The organism is Spiroplasma endosymbiont of Lasioglossum malachurum, from assembly GCF_964020065.1.
In the GTDB taxonomy this organism is placed as follows: domain Bacteria; phylum Bacillota_I; class Bacilli_A; order Mycoplasmatales; family VBWQ01; genus Spiroplasma_E.
The window spans coordinates 378,146-402,326 of the sequence record NZ_OZ026534.1 but is presented as its reverse complement, the minus strand read 5'-3'; the positions used below and the strand labels follow the sequence as shown (position 1 = coordinate 402,326).

Here is a 24,181-nt window from a genome sequence, read left to right as displayed (position 1 = left end):
AATATATTTATAGTTGTTCAAGTTTTAATAATTAATGATGCTAATTTTATATTACTAATTAATTATTTAATACCACGTAAATAACTTAAAAATAACGCTACATTTTACTAATATATTCAATGATGCAAAAACATAATAATTTTAGAAAGAGTGATAAACTATGAAAAATATTATCCATACGCCTAATGCTCCTGCTGCTATTGGGCCATATAGTCAAGCAATAATTGCAGGTGACTTTTTATATATTTCTGGACAATTACCAATTAATAGTAAAACAGGTGAATTTATTGGCACTGACATTTCTTCACAAACTAAGCAAAGTTTATTAAATATTAAAGCAATTTGTGAAGCTGCTAATATTACTTTAAATAATATTGTAAAAGTTAATATTTTCTTAAAAGACTTAAATCACTTTGTTGAAATGAATAAAGTTTATGAAGAAATATTTGGTACACACGCTCCAGCAAGAGCAGCAGTTCAAGTTGCTAGAATTCCCAAAGATGCATTAATTGAAATTGAAGCAATTGCTTATTTAAAATAATTTTTCTAATTTTATTTTTTTATTGCATATCTAAATTTTTAACTATAAAATTAAGTCAAGATTTATTTAGAAAAAGTACTTTAAAATTTAAAAAGTTTTATTCATGCTAAATTGTAAAGGTAAGTGCAACTAAATTATTTTTCTATCCAAATATTCGATTGGTGAAAGATAATTTAATATTTTTCTCGGTCTTTGATTTAAAGACAATATAAATTTATGAACTTCATTTTTATTAGTTTTTGAAAAAATAAATTTTTTAGGAAATTTTTCTCTAATTAAACCATTAGTATTTTCATTAGTACCTCTTTGTCAAGGTGAATATGGATTGGCAAAATAAATTTTTACATCTAAATTTTTTTCAAGTTGTTGTCAATTTGAAAATTCTTTGCCACGATCAAAAGTAATAGTTTTAACAATGTTTTTAGGAAGAATTGATAAATAATAACTGACATTTTTATTAATAACTTTAGTAGTTCTGTTTTTAACTAATATTGCTAAAGTAAATCGTGATACTCTTTCAACTAAAGTTATTAAACATGATTTGCTTTTGCCTCTTGATGATACTATAGTATCTCCTTCTCAATGACCAAGTGTTATACGATCATTAACATTTATATCTCATTCTTTAATTGATTTACCATTAAACTTGCCACGATTTTCTTTAGATTTTCGTTTTTTACCTTTTCTTCTTAAATTTTTACTAGTAACTTTATCAAGCATTCCAAAATAAATTCAAGTATAAATTGTTTTAAAACTAATAACTCACTCTTTATGAAAATTTTTAATTCTGCCATAAATTTGTTCAGGTGATCAACCTAATAGTAATTTTTGTTGTACATATTTTACTAAATTCTTATTTTTAAACTTATGAAAACTAATATGTGATTGTTTTCGATTTTCAGCTTTATTTTGTGCAATTAATGAAAAATAATGATTATTATCTTTATTTCTATTAATTTCTCGAATAATAGTACTAATACTTCGATTAAGATTTTTAGCTATTTCAATAATTTTAAATTTAAATTTCAATTGATTCTCAATATAAATCCTTTCATCTATGCCAAGATGTTTATAACTCATATAAAAACTCCTTACTTTTTTCTAAACTAAATTTAGAATTATGAAATTTTTATATGAGAATTTTTTGCAATTTTATTTACTTGCACTTACAAGTATAATTCAGCATATTATTTTTCAAATTTTTTTGTTATGATAAAAAATTTCTAATATAATTTAAATTTTTAAATTGATTAAAATTAAAAATTTGTATAGTATTTTAATTATTATTTTTATATTTTCATTTCTAAAAATTTATCTTTACATTTAATTAAAAATAGTGTACTATATTTAAGTTGTTGATTAATTCGCAATTTTCTTTTAAGATATGATTGATAAAAAAATATCAAAAAGTTGTTAATGATGTCAAAGAAATAAATAATATCATGAAATTATTTGACAACTTTTAATTTTAGAAAAATTAGATGAATTAATACTTTAAAATGTAAGTAAGTATATTATATATAAATAATAAATAAAACTAATCCTTTTTTAAAAAAATCCTCTTTTAGAGGTTATTTTTCAGGTTATAATTATCATTTTTTCTAAATTTATTCAAAATTTATTCTTAAGGAGAAATATATGAGTTTTACAGAACTAAATTTAAAACAAGAATTAACTGCTGCTATTGCTAAATGAGGTTATACTACCCCAACACCAATTCAAAAGAAGACAATTCCAGTTTCTTTACAAAAAAAAGATATTATTGGAAAAAGTCATACCGGAACCGGAAAAACTGCTGCTTTTGTCTTACCTATATTACATAATTTAGATATAAAATTATATCGTAATCAAGCCATTATTGTTTGTCCAACTAGAGAATTGGCAATCCAAGTTGCTAAACAAGTAAAAAAATATGCTTATTTTTTAAATGGTGTTAATGTTGCTTTATTATGTGGTGGTGTTAATATTAGAAATCAATTATATGATTTAAGAACTAGTAATATAGTTGTTGGAACACCAGGAAGAATTACTGATCATATTAATCGTGGTAGTTTAAGATTAAATTCAATTAAAACATTAGTTTTAGATGAAGCAGATGAAATGTTAAAAATGGGATTTAAAAAAGATATTGATTTCTTATTTGAAAATTCACCACAAAATATTCAAACTGTCCTTTTTTCAGCAACAATGTCAAAACCAGTTTTAAAAATTGCTGATGATTATCAAAATAATCCAGTTAGTATTACTGTTGAAGATGAAAGTCAAAAATTACAACAAGCAAATATTAAACAATATTATTTTGATTGTCGTAATATAACAAAAGAAACTGCATTAGTTACTTTATATCAAAAATTACAACCACAATTAAGTATTGTTTTTTCAAATACAAAAGCTTTTACTAACAAAATTGCACAATTATTAGAACAAAATAATATTAAATGTGCTGTTATTAACGGTGATAAAAGTCAAAGAGAACGTATGGAAGCAATGAGACAATTTAAAAATGGTAAGGTTAAAGTATTAATTGCTACTGATGTTGTTGCTAGAGGAATTGACATTAATGGCATTGATTATGTTTTTAATTATGATATTCCACGTGAATATGAATACTATACTCATCGTATTGGTAGAACAGCTCGTGCTGGAGCACAAGGAACTGCTATTACTTTAGTAAGTAATAGAGTTCAATATAATGAAATTCAAGAAATTCAATATTATCAAAATCATGAAATTACTTTACTAGATACTACAGGTTGAGATTTGCCTAAAAATGTTGTTAAAGTACCAACTAAATTAAATTTTTCATCTCATAATAATAGAAATGATTTTAAACGTAATGTTGATAATAATTCAAAATGAAAAAGAAAACCAAAATAGAGGCTTTTTAGTAATCTGTGTTTCTTTGTTTTGCAAAATACTAGTTCAGATTAATTCTGTCTTCAAATTTTATCATAAAATGAGCAATTGCTGTATTTCAATTTTGAATGGGCATTGTTCATTTTTTTGTTATATTTTCAATTGCTAAGTAAAATATTTTGAAAACTGCCATATCATTTGGAAAAACTTTTTTATTTCTGATGACTTTTCGTAATTGACTATTAACAGATTCAATAGAATTTGTAGTATAAATCACTCTTTTGATTTCTGGAGGATAACTAATAAAAATCATTAAATTATCTCAATTTTTATATCAAGATTTAGCAATTTGAGGATAGTGTTTATTTCATTTACTTTCAAATGATTCTAAAGCTTGCATTGCTTGTTCTTCACTACATGCATTATAAATTGGTTTTAAATCTGTAACTAGTGATTTTCGATGTTTGTATGAAACATATTTTAAACTATTTCTGATTTGATGAACTATATATAATTGATGTTCAGTTTTAGGATAAACTGATTGTATTGCTTCTGACATGCCTGTTAAGTTGTCACTACAAGCAATAAGAATATCATTTAAGCCACGATTTTTCATTTCTGTGAAATTTGCTAATCAAAATTTAGCGCCTTCATTTTCACTAATTCATAAACCTAAAACATCTTTTTTATCTTCTAAATCAACACCTAAAGCTATATAAACTGATTTGTTAATAATGCGTTTATCTTGTCGTACTTTAACTACTATACAATCAAAATAAACAATGGGATAAATGCCTTCTAATGGTCTATTTTGTCATGCTTTGACATCATCAATCACATCATCAGTAATTTGACTAATAACACTTTCACTAATATCAGCACCATGATATAACTCTTGTAACTGCATTCTAATATCTGATAATGTCATACCTTTTGCATATAAGGAAAGAACTTGTTGATCAAAACCATCAAATCTTCTCTGTCTTTTTGGCACTATTACAGGAGTAAAATTACTATTACGATCTTGTGGTACATCAATCTCAATTTTACCTTGTTGAGTTATTAATTTTTTTGAACTTATACCATTACGAGCATTGTCACTATTACTATGTTGATTTTTTTCATATCCTAAATAATTTTGCATCTCAGAATTCAACATTTTTTCAACTAAACGTTTTGTTAATTCTTTATATAAACCCCCTTCTTTAAAAACTGTTGTTAAATCTTCAGTATTTTCTAATAATAAATCTACTGCTTTTGATATTGGATCATTATTATTAAAGTTATCTTTTTTAGCCATCTGTAACTCACTCTTTCTAGTCATTTAATTATATTTACTAGAATTAATTAAACATAGTTATTTTTGTAAGTCACACAGATTACTAAACATTACCCCAAAATATTAAAATTAATCATTTTTATAAAAAAATCACTTAATAATTAAGTGATTTTTTCTTTAAATATTAATTTTATAAAGTTTTTTTATTTTCATTTTTTTTCTTATTTTCGATTTCTTGTTGTTGTCTTTCTTTTTCAGCTTTTTCGGATTCTTTTTTTAATTTATTAGCTGCAATTTTTTCTTTTATTCTTGCTATTTCTTTTTCTCTTTTATTTTTTTCATCCATAAAAATCCCTTTCTCACTACTTTTTTGGTATATTTATTCTTATATATCTAAAATAACCAAAATAAGTGTACATTTTTTAGAAAAAAAATAAATATAAAATATTAAAAAAGTCACTCTTTTTAAAAGAGTGACTAAAAATTAAATTTAAATAGTGCTTTTAATTGAATGGCATTGGATGGTATATTACTGTACTTGTTGATGGTTGGTTATTTATATCATTTGCAAATTCATATGGATTGTCAATAGGAAATTCTTCTATTGATGTTTCGTCATCAGTTTCTTTTTCATTTGATGATTTTTCTGATTCTATTTGTTGTGATAAAACTTCTTCAATACCAGAATCTTCAAATTCTTCTTCCTGATATTTTTTAAACAATTCATCAAAAGTTGTGAATTTCCCATTGTTTTCTAATTTTTCTAAATGTTTTTCAAGAAAAACTGCTTCTTTTTTAGTAAATCCACAACAACTAGTTAATATTGCTGTTATTTTTTTTATAGTTATTGGTTGATTAAATACATCTTTATAAAAATCAGAAATAGCAAAAGCAATCATATCAATTGCTGTTACACCAATTGAAAATCCTAATGTTGTTCATCTAACAAATTTTTCATATAATAATTTTGTGGCTTTTTGAAATCCATATTCAGTAACTAATGCAGCTTCTGTTTTAACAGCATTAACAGTACAAGTGACTGATAAAAATAAAGGGATTGCCATTAATATTTTTTTATATCTAGTTTGTTTTTCAACTCATTTTGAAAGTTTTTCAGGACAAAGATTAGTTGGAATTCCTAAGTTTGTTAAACCCGATTTAAAAATATTATTAATTGGTCTCATAACAAAATAACGACTTATATTTGCTGCTAAAGCACCTGTAGTAAAAATGTCTTTCGTGATTCAATCATGTAAATTAAAATCTTCTTTAGAAGTATTTTCTGATGAACCAGTTAGAATAATATGACTACCTGCCCATGTTAGTGTTTCTAAAGTTAAATTAACTAAAAGATTACGTCCTCAATTAGTTACTAATGCTATTGGTTTATTATTTTGTTGTTCCATAGTTTTAATTGTTTTATTTGCTAAAGATATTACTTGTTTAATTTCAATATCATTATTAGCATTATTATTTTCTGTTTGTGAATTAATAATTAGTTTTTTAATTCGTTCAATTTCTTTTTTAAAATTTGGATGATATTCAAATTCTGTTTCTACACAATTTTCAATTTGATTAAATTTCTGTATTAAATCATTAAGTATGGAAATATTTGAAAAATATTTCATTAATTTTTGATGGTCTTCTTCAAATAAAAGTGTTTCAAATATTTCTTTATATTTTTCAAAGTCACTGGTATTAAATTGATTGATTTCAATGGGATTTGTTTTGTTTTTTTTATTAAAAAAAACATCTCGTGATCAACTTGAAGCTGCTGAAGTGAAAAATGTGCCAAGTGCAGTATCAAGTAATACCATAACATAATTTTGTCAATTTCAAAATATAGCATCAATATAATCTTGGGATGTGTGTTCTTTACCATCAATGGGAAAATTAGAAACTACTCTTTGTAAATTTTTACCAGTAAGTCCAATATAAATTTCTAATAATCCTAAAAATTTATATGCAATATTTCTTATTATTCCTGGTTTTGTTTGATCAATAAAATTTTGTATTATTGTTAAATATTTATATAATTTTAATAAAACATTTAAATCTCTATTATTAGAATTTTCTTTAAATAATTTTAATTGTTCATTAAGTGAGTTGGTATTTGTTATAAATTTATTAAGATTATTAATAGTTTTTATAGTAATACCTTCTAAGAATTGATCTTCGGGTGATAATCTTCTTTCTTTTTTTTGAAAAGTTTTTAAATCTAAATTATCATCAATATATTCATCAACATCATTATATTCTTTTTTATATATTTCTATTGTATTTCTATTAAAGTTTATTTTTAATAATTCTAAAATCACTATAATTACTGTTCCATTTTTTTCAACAAATGTTAGTTTTTGTCAGTATTGATTGTTATTAATGGTAATAGTGCTTTCATTAAAAAAAGTTAAACTATCAAAGTTATTTTTAATTTGGGTTTCATATTTTCAATTTCCATTATCATCGAGTTTTTTTTGTGTTGTTCCTCCATAACGACTACTACAATTTATTCAATTATTTTCTTCACTATCTTCTATTTCGATGATTGTACTTGAACTATTAAGACTTTCAGTACTACTTGAATTACTATTATTTATAGAAGATTGTTGCTGGGTAATTCCATAATTAGTATGTTTATTTTTTTTTAATAAAGGTTTTTTTTCTTCTTTTGGCATTTTATTTTCTCCTTTAAGTATAAAAGTCCTATTTTGTTTTTATAAACAAAATAGGACTTAAAAATATATTTAAACATATATCTGATTTGGATTATATCATTTATTTAATAGTTTTTAAATAAAAAATATCTTTTTATATATTGTTAATAAAAATTAAGTTTTTTATTTGCTAAATTGTAAAGGTAAGTGCAACTAAATTATTTTTCTATCCAAATATTCGATTGGTGAAAGATAATTTAGTATTTTTCTCGGTCTTTGATTTAAAGACAATATAAATTTATGAACTTCATTTTTATTAGTTTTTGAAAAAATAAATTTTTTAGGAAATTTTTCTCTAATTAAACCATTAGTATTTTCATTAGTACCTCTTTGTCAAGGTGAATATGGATTGGCAAAATAAATTTTTACATCTAAATTTTTTTCAAGTTGTTGTCAATTTGAAAATTCTTTGCCACGATCAAAAGTAATAGTTTTAACAATGTTTTTAGGAAGAATTGATAAATAATAACTGACATTTTTATTAATAACTTTAGTAGTTCTGTTTTTAACTAATATTGCTAAAGTAAATCGTGATACTCTTTCAACTAAAGTTATTAAACATGATTTGCTTTTTCCTCTTGATGATACTATAGTATCTCCTTCTCAATGACCAAGTGTTATACGATCATTAACATTTATATCTCGTTCTTTAATTGATTTACCATTAAACTTGCCACGATTTTCTTTAGATTTTCGTTTTTTACCTTTTCTTCTTAAATTTTTACTAGTAACTTTATCAAGCATTCCAAAATAAATTCAAGTATAAATTGTTTTAAAACTAATAACTCACTCTTTATGAAAATTTTTAATTCTGCCATAAATTTGTTCAGGTGATCAACCTAATAGTAATTTTTGTTGTACATATTTTACTAAATTCTTATTTTTAAACTTATGAAAACTAATATGTGATTGTTTTCGATTTTCAGCTTTATTTTGTGCAATTAATGAAAAATAATGATTATTATCTTTATTTCTATTAATTTCTCGAATAATAGTACTAATACTTCGATTAAGATTTTTAGCTATTTCAATAATTTTAAATTTAAATTTCAATTGATTCTCAATATAAATCCTTTCATCTATGCCAAGATGTTTATAACTCATATAAAAACTCCTTACTTTTTTCTAAACTAAATTTAGCATTATGAAATTTTTATATGAGAATTTTTTGCAATTTTATTTACTTGCACTTACAAGTATAATTCAGCATTTATTTAAAAAATTCAGTAAATGATTTTTTGCTATGACGTTCAAGAAATTTATTAAATTCAATTGTTTTTTCATTTTTAATTTTTTCTAAAAATATATTAACTTCTTTTCCAGTACCTAATGGAATTGTATTAGTGTCAATACCTTTTATTTTTTTAATTTCTTCTAAAAATAAATAACGACTAATAATAGTACTACAAGCGATAGCTAAATACTTACTTTCTGCATTAGTAACAAATTGAACTTTATCTTTAATAATTTTATTACGATTATCTTTCATATTTTCAATGTATTTGTAATATGTATCTTCATTAATATATTGATCAATAACTATAGTATCATATTGAATTCTATGTTGTAACATACGAACTAATGCTTGATTTTCTCCTCAGGTTTTAATAATATTGGGGCTATAACCCGCATCAATTCATTGATTATATTTACGATTGTTAATGATTACTGACTCAAAAATAATTGTTTTCATAATATCTTGTGCTAATTCAATAAATTTACTTTGTGATAAGTCTTTATAATCGCGAATGTTAAGTAAACGTAATTTTTCTAAATTACCCGAACCAATATAAGAACTAATAATAACAAGTGGACCAAAAAAATTATTAATACCAAATTCAGCATTGCCAATGACTGGTGATTGATTTTCATCAAGTTGATTTCAAATTCTACGATATTCTGCAATAATATCCTCTTTAGTACCTTTAAAAATAACTTTTTCTTGATAAATTTCAATTGTTATATTATGATATTGAAATAATTCATAACTACTATTTTTATTATCAACTTTATAGTTTTGGTAGTGTTCTTTAATTAATGATTTTTGTTTTTGATTTAAGTAAAATGTCATTAATATACCACCATCTTTTCAAAATTTATTTGATTTATTGAAATTAATATCAAACTTTCTTTCATATTAATTATATAATAAAAACAAGGATTTTAGGGTTTTAACCTTTTATTTTATATAAGGAGTTAACAATGCGTAGTGTAGGTATAGATATTATTGAAGTAAATCGAATAGAAAATATTGAAGAATTTGCTAAAAGAATTTTAAGTAAGAAAGAAATTATACTTTTTAATCAATATTCTTTACAACGTCAACAGGAATTTTTGGCAGGAAGATGAGCATTAAAAGAAGCAATTTTTAAGGCATTACCACAAGAAAAGTTAACATTTAAAAATATTGATATTAGTTATAATCAATATAATCAACCAATAACTATCATTAAGAATTATCAATTACTTTTATCTTTATCACATAATGAAACTAATGCAATTGCAATTGTAATTGTTATTTAATAAAAAGAAAGTAAGGTGTTTTATTAAAATGTATATGATTGATTTAATCTCTAAAAAGAAATTAGGACAAAGTTTAAATAAAGAAGAACTAAAATTTTTAACAGAAGGTATTGTCAATGAAACAATACCAGACTATCAAATTAGTGCTTGAGCAATGGCTGTTTATTTTCAGGGAATGACTAATGATGAATTAGTAGAATATACAAAAGCCGTTATTAATAGTGGTGAAACCATGGATTTATCACAAATTACTGGTTTTAGTATTGATAAACATTCAACTGGTGGTGTTGGTGATAAAACTAGTTTAGTATTTGGTCCATTAGCTGCTGCTTTTGGATTAAAGGTTGCAAAAATTTCTGGAAGAGGATTGGGTATTACTGGTGGTACTATTGATAAACTGGAAATAATTCCAAATTTTAAATGTGATTTGGAAATATCAGATTTTATTAAAGTTGTTAATAAAGTTGGTATGAGTATTATTAGTCAAACTAGTAATTTAGTGCCTGCTGATAAAAAATTATATGCATTACGTGATGTTTCAGGAACAGTTGATTCATTGCCATTAATTGCTGCTAGTGTTATGTCTAAAAAAATAGCAATGGGTGCTGATTTAATTTTACTAGACATTAAATGTGGAAAAGGTGCCTTTGTTCAGGATATAGTAACTGCAAGAAAGTTAGCAAAATTAATGGTACATATTGGTAAAGCTTTTAATAAAAAAATTTATGCTATTATTAGTGATATGAATAAGCCTTTAGGACAAACAATTGGTAATGCATTAGAATTACAAGAAGTTATTTTAAGTTTAAAAAATAAAGGACCAGAAGATTTGAAAATTCTTGTTAGTAATTTAGTAGCTTTAGCCTTATTGGGAGCTAAAAACGTAAAAACCTTAAAAGAGGGTATTGATAAAGTTAATGCTATGTTTACTAGTGAAAAACCACTACAAATTTTTTATGATTTTGTTAAAAGTCAAGGTGGAGATACTAAATATCTTGATAATATTGATAAATTACCACCAGCTAAATATATTATTAAAGTTAAGGCACAATTATCGGGCTATTTATATGTTACTAATAATTATGCTTTAGGTGAATTATCAGTAATATTAGGAGCAGGAAGAACTACTAAAACTGATATCATTGATCCAGTGGCAGGAATTTATTTAAAACAAATTCATGGTCAAAAAGTTGAAAAAAATAGTGTAATTATGGAACTCCATACTAATAAAGATCAACATTTTCATCAACAATTTTTAGATTTGGCAATTTCTACATTTCAGATTACTAATAAAAAATACGATATTAAACCAATAATTTTAGAAATAATAATGTAATTTAGTTTAAAATTGTTTATAATGTTACAGTATTTTAAAAAATATTAATTAAATGAAATGATAAGGAGCGTTTTTGTGAAATCTTTATTAAAATTACTGGGCACACTTGCTTTAGCAACAACACCAGTTGTAACAGTTGTTGCTTGTGGTAGTGAAAATAATCAAATGACTCCAAGGGATATTCTTAATTTTGCTGCCTCTTTTGTTACTGATAGTAGTGTGCAAATTAAGGCTGATCTTAATTTATCAGATGATACCAATATAGGAGAAATAAAAGGTAAAATTTTTAGCGAATTAGATACTTCTGTGCAAACAGCTATTGGTAACTTTTTCTCTAGTAAACTTAAAGAAAGTACCAATGAACATCCAACAAATTGATATCACCCTGATGCACATATCAAAATTATGGACTATGTTCCAAAAAAAGATAATGATAATGATGAAAAAGACAAACCTAAGTTTGTTTTACCAACTGGTAGTGAATTAGTCAATGGTCATTTATGAGTAAAAGCGGAAATCTCTTATTTAAATTTACCATCAGTTACTAAAGATATTAAAATTACAATTAATAATGATACAAGTCATACTAGTGATCAAAAAAAAGCTGATGCAATTAGAGACTTTATTAAAGAAGAAATTACTAAAGGTAATCTAAATATTAATGTTGAAAATTTACCAATAACTGGAGAAATTAAAGGTGCAGAAAAAGAAGAAAAAGAAGAAATTGCTAGAACTCAGTTATCATATATTAAACAAAATTTAAATGTTGCCATTAAAGATAAAGTTCAATATTCTGGTTTAAGTTTAAGTTTTGAATTTTCAGGTGATTTTTCAAATGTTCCTAAATCAACTTTATTTAAAATGACAGAACCAACGGTGACCAATAATGATGATAAATCAATTGTATTTAATGGTAATATTAGTAATATTACTATTGATTTCTTAGTTGGTAATGATGGTAATTCTACTTTTAATACTGGTGATATTGAAAGTACTACTGCTATTAAGATTAACCAAACTTTTGTTGATGCAACAACACAAATTTCAAAAATATTTTCTGACTGAACAGTTGATACAGTAAAGGAATTACCAAAAGCTTCAGATAAGTATTCAGATTATGACAAAGATGGAAAAATAAAAGAACAAGTTATAACAAATGGTTATTTTGCTAATATTAATAAAATTTATAGTATTCTTGTTCCTAAATGAAATAATGTAATAACTATTACTAATCCTGAAAGTAGATTTAATCTTAATCCTAATGAAAAAAATGGTTATTTTAATTTAAACTTTAAATTAGAATATGATCTAAGTAAAGTCTTTCCAGATATAAAGACAACTTCAAAATTTGAAATATCTGCTGAAAATATTCATATTACGTTACGTGAAGTTAAATAATAATATTTAAAAATATAATAACTTTTAAAACTTATTTTAATCATTAAAAAATTAAAAATAAGTTTTTTTTATTTATTAAAGATTAATCAAGTACTATTAAATTAAGTTATAATTAATATTAATAAGTATAAAATGATATTGAGGGAACGAGAATAATGTTACAACCAGTAATTACAATTGAATCTTTTCAAGGACCAATGGATTTGCTTTTGCATTTAATTAAAGAAAAAAATATTGATATTTTAGATTTAAATCTAAATGATGTTACTAACCAATATGTTCATTTTATTAATGAAGAATTAATTAAAAACATTGATTTAGTAAGTGAATATTTACCGATTGCTGCTTATTTATTAGAATTGCAATCAAAACAATTATTACCAAAACAAGAACTAGTAATAGATAGTGCTTATGAAAATGAAGTTAATCGTCAAAAATTAATTGCTCGTTTATTAGAATATAAAAAATTTAAAGAAATAAGTAATTATTTTAAAGAACAGGCTGTATATAGAACCCAATTATTAACAAAAGCACCTAGTGATTTAAAAACATATTTAGTTGATGAAATTACACCAATTTTGGTAAAAAATAATGTTAATAAACTAACACAAGCAATGTTAAACTTATTTAATAGACTACAAAATGAAAATAAATTACCAGTTAATTTAGCATTAAACTTAATTTCAACTAAAGATCGAGCTAAAGAAATTAAACAGTTACTGAAAAAAAATCCCAAGCAACATTTTACTTTAGAACAATTATTTTTTACTAAAACATTAACTTTACATTATTTTATTATTACTTTTATTGCAATTTTAGATCTTGCAAATCATCAAATGTTACATATTATACAAACTAATACTTTTACTGAAATTACAGTAATTTATCGAGGTGAGAAAAATGAATAATAGCAATTGAAAAACAAACGAAAGATTAGCAGTTTTACAAGGTTTATTATTTATTGCTGGCAATGAAGGTCTTGATTTATTAACACTTGCTGAATATTTAGAATTAACAAAAAAACCAAAAACTGTTGAAAATTTAATTGCATCTTTACAAATGAAATTAAATGATGATGATACCAGTGGTTTAAGTTTAATTAAAGTTGGTAATATTTATAAATTAACAACAAAACCTATTCATTATAATCGCTATCAAATATTAAAACAACAACCTTTAATACGTTTATCACAAGCAGCTTTAGAAACACTAGCTATTATTGCTTATAATCATCCAGTTACTAAACCACAAATTGAAGATATTCGTGGTGTAAATTGTGATTCTATTATTTTTAAACTAAAAAGTTTAAATTTAATTACCGAGATTGGTCGTAGTGAATTACCGGGAAAACCAATTTTATATGATTTAACTGATGAATTTATGGATCATTTTAATATCGAATCTTTAACTCAATTGCCAACTTTGCCTCAATTTAATAACCAAAATGATGAACAAGAAATCTACAACTTTACTAATGAATAATGATTTAGAACGCTTGCAAAAAGTTATTGCTAATTCTGGAGTATGTTCACTAATTGGGAGCGTACCGATGTTGTCAATAATATTCAAATTTGTCTTAAAATTATAAAGTTAGACGAGAATAATTTTGACTTCAATATGCAATTGTATGTTAATCTTAACACTTCAAAAATATTAGTCAACAATAATACTTACTTTTATAACTCAAAAATTCTTATTAAAGTAAACTTTAATAAGTTTTGTTTTATTTTTAGTTATTTTTGAATTTAAGTTTTAATTTATAATAACTGGATGGCAGTATTTATTTGATAGCATTTAAAATTAACCATTTTTGTATACATATCAATGTTATAGGTTCTATCACCAATCATATGTTTTAAAATTTGTTTAATATTAGTTTCAGTAAAGCAACCAATATTTTCAACTAGTGCTTGGTTTAATACACCATCTTTTGCATTAATAAAATAACCAACTTTTAATTTTTTATATTGCAAAGTTAATGATTGTAAAAAATCAATTAATTCATAATATTGACCTTTTTCAAATAAAGTTATTGCATTTTGATAGTGTAATTTAGCAATTTTATTTTTTCTTCTTCCGGCCATTATTCCAAGAAATAAAACATGAAAAGCATGGAATTTATCTAAAATAAATTTAGCATTTAAAATTGTAGCAGTTTTTCTAATTCATTTTGCACTATCTCCACAAACTACTAAATTTGCTTGGTCAAAGTTTTCAAAAAATAAATTACCATATTTTTCAATTAATTTTGCAGTTTTTTCTGCACCAATTTCTGTTTTTGATACTCTTATTTTACAAACTGCTCTTTTATTAATTAATTTTCCATTTTTCTTTTTACCAGTACAAAATACTATTAATCTCATAGAACATTTTTTACAATTTTTAGTATTGTGTTTTTCATTAAACTTAAATTTTCGATGTCCATCATCAATATTTATATATAATGTTTGATTTGGTTGTAATACAATTTTAGGAATATTAACTTTTGGTAATTCAAATTTTTGATATGTTCTGCAAACTGTACTATTACTTATTAAACCTTCAATAAAAGTATCACAAACATCACGATACTTTTTATCATCAGCAAAATATTTTAAAATTTGTTTAATGACATTAGGTGCAAGTTTACTATATTTTTTAACTCCAAGATAATTATCTAACAATGAAACAAATTCCTTTTTTTGTGTTTTTGAGTTATAATGTGTACAAATACGTCGTTTATAATTTAATAAACCCTTTTTTGCTTTTAATTTTCTTTTTCTAAATCTATATGATTTATATTCAGATTTATCACATATACTTCATAAATAATCATCTATTTTTGCAAATAATTCTTCTGTTTGTTGTAAATTTAATTCATCTTGATTAAAATCGTGTTTGTCTCAATCAAAATGATTAGTGAATGGTAGTATAAACATTTTTAATTTTCCTTTCTAAATTTTTGTTTGTTAATAATTTAAGTTTAATTTTTTTTAAAAATAAGGAGTAAATATGGCTTTTATTAGTAGTTATGGACAATTAAATAAAAAATATAATCTTAATTTTAGTGATAATAATTATGGTTTTAGTTGAGATATTTTTAAAGAATTTGTTGGTGATGAATGAGCAGAATATTTTACTACTAATTATTTTTATCGTTTTATTCCAACTGCACGGGGAACAAGAAAAACTTGAAATTGTTTAGCATTTGATTTATTTATATGCTGTAATTTTAGTGATAGCAGTGTTCAAGAAGTAAGAAGATATGAAAATACTCATAGTGAAACTACTATTGGGGCATTGATGAATGTTTGTCAAGTTTTACTAGATAAATATGATATTAATTTATTACCTAATAATCCACATGGTATTAAATGAAAAATTACTTGGCTATGCTAATGGTAATAAGATTTTTGGAAAAGAAGCAGGTGGCTCAAGTTTTTTAGGTTCAAGAACAGATGAAATAATAATGGCTGAAGAAAAAGAAACATTAACTGAAAAGCAATTAACATATCGATATGAAAGATTACAAAATTCTATGTTTAGAAGTAATCGTATTAAAGTATCAAATGAACCAATTAAAGAATGAAGTTGAACATTTATTGATAAAAATATATATAGTTCTAACTTTGGACAAAAGATTACTCGTTATTTTTATAAAAGTTTTTTCATTACTTTTACATGTAATCCTTATGATAAATACCATCCATTTTATTTAAAGTATTGCACGCCATTTTTACCATTAAATGATAAAGTGATGGAAAATCTTAAAAAAGTTGGTAAAGTTTATTATGAAAATAAAGATATGTTTAGTGGTTTAGGTTTATTTGTTTTAAGATTTACTATTCAACCATTTTGAAATAAATTACCAGATATTCAAAAAAGAACATTATTAGAAATGAAAAAAAGTAATCCTGATGAATTTAATACTGTTTTTTATGGTTTTGAATTTTTAGATAGTGATGCAACAATTTTTCCATTTCAAAAAACAGTAAAATATTGACAACCATATGATTTAAAACAATTTTATAATCAAGAAAAAGATATGTATAAATTTGATTTTTATTCAGTTGGTGTTGATTGAGCAACTGGACATAAAGACCATACTTTATTTATGATAGTTGGTTTTAAAGAATATAATAATACTGGTTATTATGATGCTTATATTATTTGTGAATTAGTTGTTACACCAAATGATTTTATTAATGAAAATGAAAAAATTAATGCTTATGTTAATGAAATTTTAGGATTAATTGATAATTTTGAAAATTTTGAACAAGCAATTTATTTTTATGATGATAAAGCAAGAACAGCAATGGATTGATTAAATCAAAAATTAATTGATGAACACAATACTATTTTAATAACACAAACTGCTATTAAACATGCTTCAAATTTAAATCAAGAAGCCGGATTAACTAATAGAGTAGTTTGAATGAGAAATATTATGAGTTATGGAAACTTTTATGCAAATAAAGATGATTTATCAAAAACAACTCAATGTTTAGAAGAATTACGTTATGATGAAACAAAAACTAACATTCCTGACAAAAATATGTATCAAGACCCATATGATGCATTATTTTATGCACTATATCCATATAAAAATGTCATTCGTGGTAAAAATAATGCTACTGTGAAAAAAAGTATCTTCACATTTGCTATATAATAAACAATTTTAATACAATTAATAGTATAGGTATCACAAAATAAACACTTTTAATTTAGGCATTATTTTGAGTTTAAAAGCATACTTATAAAAATAATAAAAAATCAGTACAATTTAGAAGTAAAATCAAGGAAAAAAGGAGTAATTTAATATGAAAACATGAATAAAAACAAATTTAAGTAAAATAACATTAGCATTAGCACTAACTGGTGCTACAACCGGAACAATAGGATTAATCATGGGGGGGTGCTTACCCATGAAAATAAAAAATTTAATTATTATCTAAAACCAAATCATGAAGTTGTTTTTGGTGATACTACAATTTGAACAGATTATTTTGATAGTAGTGGAACCAAAAAAATGAATTTATATTTTTCAAATATTCCAAAACAACCAAATCATGATGTAAAATGAGATAGTATATATATTCATGGGGTAATGTTTAGTAATCTGTGTAACTTACAAAAATAACTATGTTTAATTAATTCTAGTAAATATAATTAAATGACTAGAAAGAGTGAGTTACAGATGGCTAAAAAAGATAACTTTAATAATAATGATCCAATATCAAAATCAGTAGATTTATTATTAGAAAATACTGAAGATTTAACAACAGTTTTTAAAGAAGGGGGTTTATATAAAGAATTAACAAAACGTTTAGTTGAAAAAATGTTGAATTCTGAGATGCAAAATTATTTAGGATATGAAAAAAATCAACATAGTAATAGTGACAATGCTCGTAATGGTATAAGTTCAAAAAAATTAATAACTCAACAAGGTAAAATTGAGATTGATGTACCACGAGATCGTAATAGTAATTTTACTCCTGTAATAGTGCCAAAAAGACAGAGAAGATTTGATGGTTTTGATCAACAAGTTCTTTCCTTATATGCAAAAGGTATGACATTATCAGATATTAGAATGCAGTTACAAGAGTTATATCATGGTGCTGATATTAGTGAAAGTGTTATTAGTCAAATTACTGATGATGTGATTGATGATGTCAAAGCATGACAAAATAGACCATTAGAAGACATTTATCCCATTGTTTATTTTGATTGTATAGTAGTTAAAGTACGACAAGATAAACGCATTATTAACAAATCAGTTTATATAGCTTTAGGTGTTGATTTAGAAGGTAAAAAAGATGTTTTAGGTTTATGAATTAGTGAAAATGAAGGCGCTAAATTTTGATTAGCAAATTTCACAGAAATGAAAAATCGTGGCTTAAATGATATTCTTATTGCTTGTAGTGACAACTTAACAGACATGTCAGAAGCAATACAATCAGTTTATCCTAAAACTGAACATCAATTATGTATAGTTCATCAAATCAGAAATAGTTTAAAATATGTTTCATACAAACATCGAAAATCACTAGTTACAGATTTAAAGCCAATTTATAATGCATGTAGTGAAGAACAAGCAATGCAAGCTTTAGAATCATTTGAAAGTAAATGAAATAAACACTATCCTCAAATTGCTAAATCTTGATATAAAAATTGAGATAATTTAATGATTTTTATTAGTTATCCTCCAGAAATCAAAAGAGTGATTTATACTACAAATTCTATTGAATCTGTTAATAGTCAATTACGAAAAGTCATCAGAAATAAAAAAGTTTTTCCAAATGATATGGCAGTTTTCAAAATATTTTACTTAGCAATTGAAAATATATCAAAAAAATGAACAATGCCCATTCAAAATTGAAATACAGCAATTGCTCATTTTATGATAAAATTTGAAGACAGAATTAATCTGAACTAGTACTTTGCAAAACAAAGAAACACAGATTACTAAAAAGCCTCATTCATGGCTATTTTAATAATTAAATTTCTAAATTTATATAAGAAATATTTTCATTATATTTATCAAATAAATTAATATTTTTTAAGTCTATTTCTTGTTTGTCGGTTATTAAAATTAAATTATAATTTCCAGCACCAAATACTCCACTAACTTCAATCCGATTTAAGTTATTAATCGGGTTTTCAATTTGTAGTTCAAATTCACTATTATTATCAATTTGTAATATTTCTTTATAAAATTCCAATTTAGAAAATAATTGAGATTTATTTGAGCCATATAAATTTAAAGCATCTCTAATTTTACCTTTATCAATAATTACTTTTGTAAAGTATTTTCCATATTCACCATTTCCTAATGTTCAATCTGCTGGAATTAATGAAGGTATATTATTACTTTCTAATTCGTTTGTAATAGATAATCAATTAAATTGATTATCATCAAGTTTAAATAACTCATTTTGACTAATATCATTATTTTTTAATTTAATATTACTAATATCAGTAAAATCAAAATATTCAGATTTTAATACTATTTTTACATCTTTAAATTCTCAAACTTTATCAGGTGTAGAATGTATAGGATTTGATTTTAATTCAAAATAATAAGGTAATAATAATTTATTATCATCATTTAAACCATTATTAATAGACATTGTTGAGTAAATATTTTTTGATAACATTGTAATTATTTGTTTTAATATTTTAACTTGTGGTAAGTTTGTGTAGTTAGGATAATCTAATTCTCATTGTTTAAATAAATTAGTAATAACTTCATTTGGTTTTTGACTTTCAAATTTTGCTCTTAATTTTGCGATATCTTTTGATAAATCATTTGGGTCAAACCCATCAAAATTTCTATTATAAGTATATGTGTAACTTAACATGTCTAATAATAGTTGTTGTAAACTATCAATTGGTGGTTTATCATTTATTTCTAGTTCAACATCATGAAATTTATTAGTTGTAGAAATAAATAAATTATAGTTACCTGCTAAAAATCATGACTCTAATTTTGCATCTTTTAATTCTAGTTCATCAGATAATGGTCATACTTTTGAATTTTTAGTAACATCATAACCAATTTTAGCATTAGTTACTCTTGCATTATTAATAATTTCTTTTTTTGTTTCAGTTCCACCACCAATAGCAATTAAATCTAAAACTGATTTTTCTTGTCCTATAAATTGTTTTGCTAAATTTCATGGTAAGATTTGTTCACTAAATCATTGTTGTAATATTCTAACTTTTGGTTGAGTTTCAATAGGCATTGATAATAGTGGAAATGCTATCTTATCTTTCACAAATAACTTTTGGGTATACTTCCATATTGTCAACTTCACCAAGTACTTTTATATTGCCAAAAATCATGCTTCTAGGGGCTTTAATTTTTAAACCAATTACTTTGGTATCTTTATCTAATGGTTTTTGTAATTTAATAATGATTGGATAACCATCTCTTGTTTTAAAATCTTTAATTTTTATAATAGTTATACTTTTAGTACTTCTTGTTTTTGGATTTTGATAAGGTTGTGAATAATTATTAATGATATACAAATTATCAATATTATTTTCAGTTAATGGTTCATTAATACTAACTGCATATAACTTAAATTGATTTAATAAATTTATTTCTTGAAATATTAAATTTTTAATATCAGTCATACTATATTCAATTGTATTATCATTAATATTTGTACTTGCTCTTTGATTTAATTGCATAGTAAAGTCTGATGTTTCAACAGCAGTAGCTTTTAATACTTTATCAATATCAATAAAACCAATTTTAATAGTATTTGCTGAAAATCTTAAACTATTATTTTCATTATTTTTAAATAAGCGTTCAATTTCATAAATATATAAAGTTCTTTTTTTAAATTCATCGTATGCTCTATTAATATCTGGGTCACTAGTAGCGCGCATCATATTAGTAAAGTCATAAGGAATATTATCAATTAAATAATCATTTTCTACTTCTGCTTGATTAAGTTTAGTTTGTTTCTGTTTCTGAGGAAACTTCGTTTGTGGTTTGTTGTTGTTTTCCATTGTTATCTCCTATTAATTGGTTATTTTCGGGGTTAAATAATTTTAATTTAACTGTTAAATTATTAATTTTTTGTTCATCATTAATGTTAAATGTTTTACTATTTAATAAATCTTTATCCATACGTACTAATATTTGAATAAATTTAAGAATATCAATATTAAATTGTCATAATTTTTGTTCAATGTAATTAATAGTTGAAATATTTACTGCTGTACTTTCTGGAACTGATTGTTGTGCAGATTTTTTTTGATTTGGTATATGAATACCACAACGTTTAAATATTTCATTAACATTTCAATCGTATATATCAGTTAAATTCTTACCTTTAAAATTACTATTTGTCATATTGATATTTTCGTTTTGTTCATTATTATCTCCGCCACTTTTAAATATGTAGTTTTTAGTAACTAATGTTCTTACTGCTTCTTCTAATGTTGATTGAACATTACCATAAGTTTGATTAAAAATAAATTTAGGTGAGTTTAAAATAGTATCTAAAACAATTTGTTCATAAATAACATCTAATGCTTTAATTTTATCCATTACTTTATTACAATCTGCTAACTCATTTGCTTTATTTCGCATAATTGATATTGGTATATAATTAATATTTAATTTTTGTTCTTGTAATAGATTAGGATTATTAATAAATGATTTAAAATCTAATGGAAATTGTTTTTTATTATCACTAATACTATAAATTGAGCGATTAATTGTTACTTGTTCATTATTTAATGTATAAATTTCAAATAATCTTACAGTTTGTGCATTTTGTTGATAACTATCATAAAAAATAGTACATTGAGTTAATTTACCACCAATATCATAAACTCTTTGTTGTATATCTACTACTTGAAAATATAAATCATCATTAGCAATATAAATTAAATAACCACTAATTCCTAATTTGCTTAATTTAAAAATAGAATTTCAATTTTTTCTATAAAATTCTTGTTGAATTAAGTATTTTTTAATAGTTTCATTATTAATATCTAATGGAGCATTATATAAATTAGCATTATTTTCTGCTACAAAATCAGTGAAATAAGTTTCATGATTAAAATCATTAAAACCAAAATAATTTAAAATTGAAGCATGAGTACTTTTATTTTTATTATTTAAAAATTTTACTTTTTCATTTTGATTATCACTAATATTACTTTTATCTTTTCTAAAAAATTTACCTAACATAATATTCACCACCTTTCTTAAAATATTTGATTAATTTTTAATATGATTTTTACAATGATAAATATAATTAAACCTGCTGTTGCTGATGATAAAATTACTCCTATTAAACCTAAAATAATTTTTATAATTTTAAAAAACATAATATTATTCCTGTAATTCTTCTAATTTTCATACATTACCTTTTAAATTACCTTTTCCAGTATAAATAGTAATCCATTTTGCATGTTGAACTGATAAAATTATTATATTAGTACTATCATTAAAGGTTTGTATTTGTACACCAGCAATTTTTTTATTAGTTATAATAAATTCTTGAATAGTATAAACTGAATTATATATACTTCAAGAATAATAAACTCTATAATGTTTATTTTCTTGAAAATCATAAGTAATTTGTCAATTATCTCATTTATTTTTCTCTCTTGTTCCTACATCTTTTCAATTTGAACTACTTGGACTTGGTGTTGGAGGAATATCTTTTAATTCAATATCTCAATTATTTTCTTCTATTTCATTAGTTTCTAAACTTTTTGAATTAATTTTTATAGGTTTATTTATATTAATTACACTTGGTGAAGTAATATCTAATGTATTACTTTTAATTCTATAAATTTTATTATTTGTCTTAGGCTTATATATTTTAGTTCCTAGTTTATTTCCATCTAGATTAGTTACTATTCAAGAATTACCATCAAAATATGATAGTATTAATTCATCATTTTCGGGTTGGACACTTAAATGAGCTTTAATTTCATTAGTAGAATTTGAATAATAACCTGCTGAATCAATAGCTACATTATGGGCTGTTGGTACTGCACCATAAAAGAAAAATACTCCTTTATGTCCTTGACTGTTTGACATATTAGGTGACCAAAAAATTTGATAATATGTATTTCTTGTTAAAATCATTGATTTTTGTTCTTCTCATTGTGGATTATTTAAAAAATCTTGTGGTGTTACTAAATAAGAACTTACAGATATTACATTATCTTCTGTAAGATTAATGCCATGACCAGTACTTAATTTATTTTGTTTAGTATTAGTTAAAGCTGTAATATTTTTTTGTTGTTTAGCAGAAAAATCACAAGTTGGAGCATGTGTATAATCACCAATTTGTGGATTATTTTGTAATGCTTCTGGTGGTAATGTTCCAATTTCATCAGGTCAATCTAAAATCATTGTTTCAGTTTCTTTATCGTAATCTGTTGCAACATAACCTTTATTAATAAATTTACTAACAGAACCTCTATATATTTCATTTTCATTATCATCAACTAAATCATCATATAATTTAATTTGTTTTAATAATGTAAATTCTTTTTGTTGTTCAATTAATTCATCAACTTGATTTCTAGTATAAAATGCTTTTAAGTCAATTTTTTCAACATCTATTTCATCATCATTATAACTTGAAAATATTTGTTTTAATTCAGTTAATCTTGCTCATATTTTCATTCTACTAGGTGCTAAATCTCAAACATTAATCGTAGGAGTACTATTTGCACTAAATTGACTACCATTATTAAATTGAATAGTAGCATCAACATTAAATTCAATTGGTGTACGATTAAATACTCAATGTTCAACCATAACATAAACCATATCTCTTAATGTTTCTTTAATTAATTCATCTTTAAAACTATCAAAGGGAAATTTAGATAAAATAAAATCAAGATAAGCATTAATATCATTTTGAGCACGAATAGCAAAAGTTTTAAATCAATCATTAACATTAGGTCATGTTTGTATATATTGCTGTGGTGTTTCTGTAATTTTTCCAGTTAATGGATATCAGTTATTATAATTTTCTAGACTGACACCAGTTCAAAGTTTATTAATCATA

At 23.5% G+C, this 24,181-nt stretch carries 23 protein-coding genes; 12 read left to right on the top strand and 11 right to left on the bottom strand.

The window, feature by feature from the left end; all coding sequences use genetic code 4:
• Positions 1-160 precede the first annotated feature (160 nt).
• On the top strand, positions 161-541 hold the full coding sequence (locus AACK95_RS02300) for a RidA family protein (protein WP_252320861.1): 381 nt from the start codon (positions 161-163) through the stop codon (positions 539-541).
• Between the two features lie 129 nt (positions 542-670).
• Here the strand turns inward: AACK95_RS02300 and AACK95_RS02295 are convergent, their stop codons facing one another.
• On the bottom strand, positions 671-1,621 hold the full coding sequence (locus AACK95_RS02295; protein WP_338980582.1) for an IS30 family transposase: 951 nt from the start codon (positions 1,619-1,621) through the stop codon (positions 671-673).
• A gap of 558 nt (positions 1,622-2,179) precedes the next feature.
• Between AACK95_RS02295 and AACK95_RS02290 the strand changes: the two genes are divergently transcribed.
• Entirely contained in the window at positions 2,180-3,418 is a 1,239-nt protein-coding gene (locus AACK95_RS02290) for a DEAD/DEAH box helicase (protein WP_338980581.1), read from the top strand.
• A gap of 40 nt (positions 3,419-3,458) precedes the next feature.
• On the opposite strand, the gene AACK95_RS02285 is transcribed toward AACK95_RS02290, so the two are convergent.
• The 5 genes from AACK95_RS02285 to AACK95_RS02265 form a co-directional block, all read right to left on the bottom strand.
• Entirely contained in the window at positions 3,459-4,697 is a 1,239-nt protein-coding gene (locus tag AACK95_RS02285; RefSeq protein ID WP_338980967.1) for an IS256 family transposase, read from the bottom strand.
• A 169-nt stretch (positions 4,698-4,866) separates the two neighbouring features.
• A complete protein-coding gene (locus AACK95_RS02280) occupies positions 4,867-5,022 on the bottom strand; it encodes a hypothetical protein (protein ID WP_174479916.1) in 156 nt (51 codons plus the stop codon).
• 157 nt (positions 5,023-5,179) lie between these two features.
• A complete protein-coding gene (locus AACK95_RS02275) occupies positions 5,180-7,351 on the bottom strand; it encodes a hypothetical protein (protein ID WP_338980580.1) in 2,172 nt (723 codons plus the stop codon).
• 192 nt (positions 7,352-7,543) lie between these two features.
• Positions 7,544-8,494 (bottom strand): IS30 family transposase, encoded by a 951-nt coding sequence (locus AACK95_RS02270; protein ID WP_338979587.1) that lies wholly within the window; start codon positions 8,492-8,494, stop codon positions 7,544-7,546.
• Between the two features lie 106 nt (positions 8,495-8,600).
• On the bottom strand, positions 8,601-9,461 hold the full coding sequence (locus tag AACK95_RS02265; protein ID WP_252319664.1) for a ribonuclease HIII: 861 nt from the start codon (positions 9,459-9,461) through the stop codon (positions 8,601-8,603).
• Between the two features lie 131 nt (positions 9,462-9,592).
• Between AACK95_RS02265 and acpS the strand changes: the two genes are divergently transcribed.
• From acpS to scpB, 5 genes are all read left to right on the top strand, one after another.
• Positions 9,593-9,913, top strand: a complete 321-nt coding sequence (gene acpS / locus AACK95_RS02260) for a holo-ACP synthase (RefSeq protein ID WP_338980579.1) — start codon at positions 9,593-9,595, stop codon at positions 9,911-9,913.
• Positions 9,914-9,941: 28 nt separating this feature from the next.
• A complete protein-coding gene (locus AACK95_RS02255) occupies positions 9,942-11,249 on the top strand; it encodes a thymidine phosphorylase (RefSeq protein ID WP_338980578.1) in 1,308 nt (435 codons plus the stop codon).
• Positions 11,250-11,324: 75 nt separating this feature from the next.
• A complete protein-coding gene (locus AACK95_RS02250) occupies positions 11,325-12,647 on the top strand; it encodes a hypothetical protein (RefSeq protein WP_338980577.1) in 1,323 nt (440 codons plus the stop codon).
• A gap of 155 nt (positions 12,648-12,802) precedes the next feature.
• The gene (locus tag AACK95_RS02245) at positions 12,803-13,555 is read left to right on the top strand and encodes a segregation/condensation protein A (RefSeq protein WP_338980576.1); all 753 of its coding nucleotides are present in this window, start codon (positions 12,803-12,805) and stop codon (positions 13,553-13,555) included.
• Positions 13,548-14,129, top strand: a complete 582-nt coding sequence (scpB, locus tag AACK95_RS02240; RefSeq protein WP_338980575.1) for an SMC-Scp complex subunit ScpB — start codon at positions 13,548-13,550, stop codon at positions 14,127-14,129. The genes AACK95_RS02245 and scpB overlap by 8 nt, the downstream gene beginning before the upstream one ends.
• 275 nt (positions 14,130-14,404) lie before the next feature.
• Here the strand turns inward: scpB and AACK95_RS02235 are convergent, their stop codons facing one another.
• Positions 14,405-15,565: an Mbov_0401 family ICE element transposase-like protein gene (locus AACK95_RS02235; protein ID WP_338980574.1), complete on the bottom strand. Its 1,161-nt coding sequence runs from the start codon at positions 15,563-15,565 to the stop codon at positions 14,405-14,407.
• Between the two features lie 73 nt (positions 15,566-15,638).
• Between AACK95_RS02235 and AACK95_RS02230 the strand changes: the two genes are divergently transcribed.
• The 5 genes from AACK95_RS02230 to AACK95_RS02210 all read left to right on the top strand — a co-directional run bounded on the left by AACK95_RS02230 (position 15,639) and on the right by AACK95_RS02210 (position 19,062).
• Positions 15,639-16,025 carry a hypothetical protein gene (locus AACK95_RS02230; RefSeq protein WP_338980573.1) on the top strand — a complete coding sequence of 129 codons (387 nt, stop codon included), beginning with the start codon at positions 15,639-15,641 and terminating at the stop codon, positions 16,023-16,025.
• Entirely contained in the window at positions 15,991-17,295 is a 1,305-nt protein-coding gene (locus AACK95_RS02225) for a hypothetical protein (protein ID WP_338980572.1), read from the top strand. The genes AACK95_RS02230 and AACK95_RS02225 overlap by 35 nt, the downstream gene beginning before the upstream one ends.
• A gap of 151 nt (positions 17,296-17,446) precedes the next feature.
• Positions 17,447-17,581: a hypothetical protein gene (locus tag AACK95_RS02220; RefSeq protein WP_338980571.1), complete on the top strand. Its 135-nt coding sequence runs from the start codon at positions 17,447-17,449 to the stop codon at positions 17,579-17,581.
• On the top strand, positions 17,542-17,766 hold the full coding sequence (locus AACK95_RS02215; protein WP_338980570.1) for a hypothetical protein: 225 nt from the start codon (positions 17,542-17,544) through the stop codon (positions 17,764-17,766). Before AACK95_RS02220 ends, AACK95_RS02215 begins: the two co-directional genes overlap by 40 nt.
• A 57-nt stretch (positions 17,767-17,823) precedes the next feature.
• Positions 17,824-19,062, top strand: coding sequence for an IS256 family transposase (locus AACK95_RS02210; protein WP_338980965.1), 1,239 nt, complete (start codon positions 17,824-17,826; stop codon positions 19,060-19,062).
• A 61-nt stretch (positions 19,063-19,123) separates the two neighbouring features.
• Here AACK95_RS02210 and AACK95_RS02205 read toward each other — a convergent pair whose 3' ends face one another.
• The 4 genes from AACK95_RS02205 to AACK95_RS02190 form a co-directional block, all read right to left on the bottom strand.
• Positions 19,124-20,404, bottom strand: coding sequence for a hypothetical protein (locus AACK95_RS02205; protein ID WP_338980568.1), 1,281 nt, complete (start codon positions 20,402-20,404; stop codon positions 19,124-19,126).
• Positions 20,394-21,146 (bottom strand): hypothetical protein, encoded by a 753-nt coding sequence (locus AACK95_RS02200; RefSeq protein WP_338980567.1) that lies wholly within the window; start codon positions 21,144-21,146, stop codon positions 20,394-20,396. Before AACK95_RS02200 ends, AACK95_RS02205 begins: the two co-directional genes overlap by 11 nt.
• On the bottom strand, positions 21,091-22,338 hold the full coding sequence (locus tag AACK95_RS02195; protein WP_338980566.1) for a hypothetical protein: 1,248 nt from the start codon (positions 22,336-22,338) through the stop codon (positions 21,091-21,093). The genes AACK95_RS02200 and AACK95_RS02195 overlap by 56 nt, the downstream gene beginning before the upstream one ends.
• Before the next feature lie 144 nt (positions 22,339-22,482).
• Positions 22,483-24,180 (bottom strand): hypothetical protein, encoded by a 1,698-nt coding sequence (locus AACK95_RS02190; protein WP_338980565.1) that lies wholly within the window; start codon positions 24,178-24,180, stop codon positions 22,483-22,485.
• Position 24,181 lies beyond the last annotated feature (1 nt).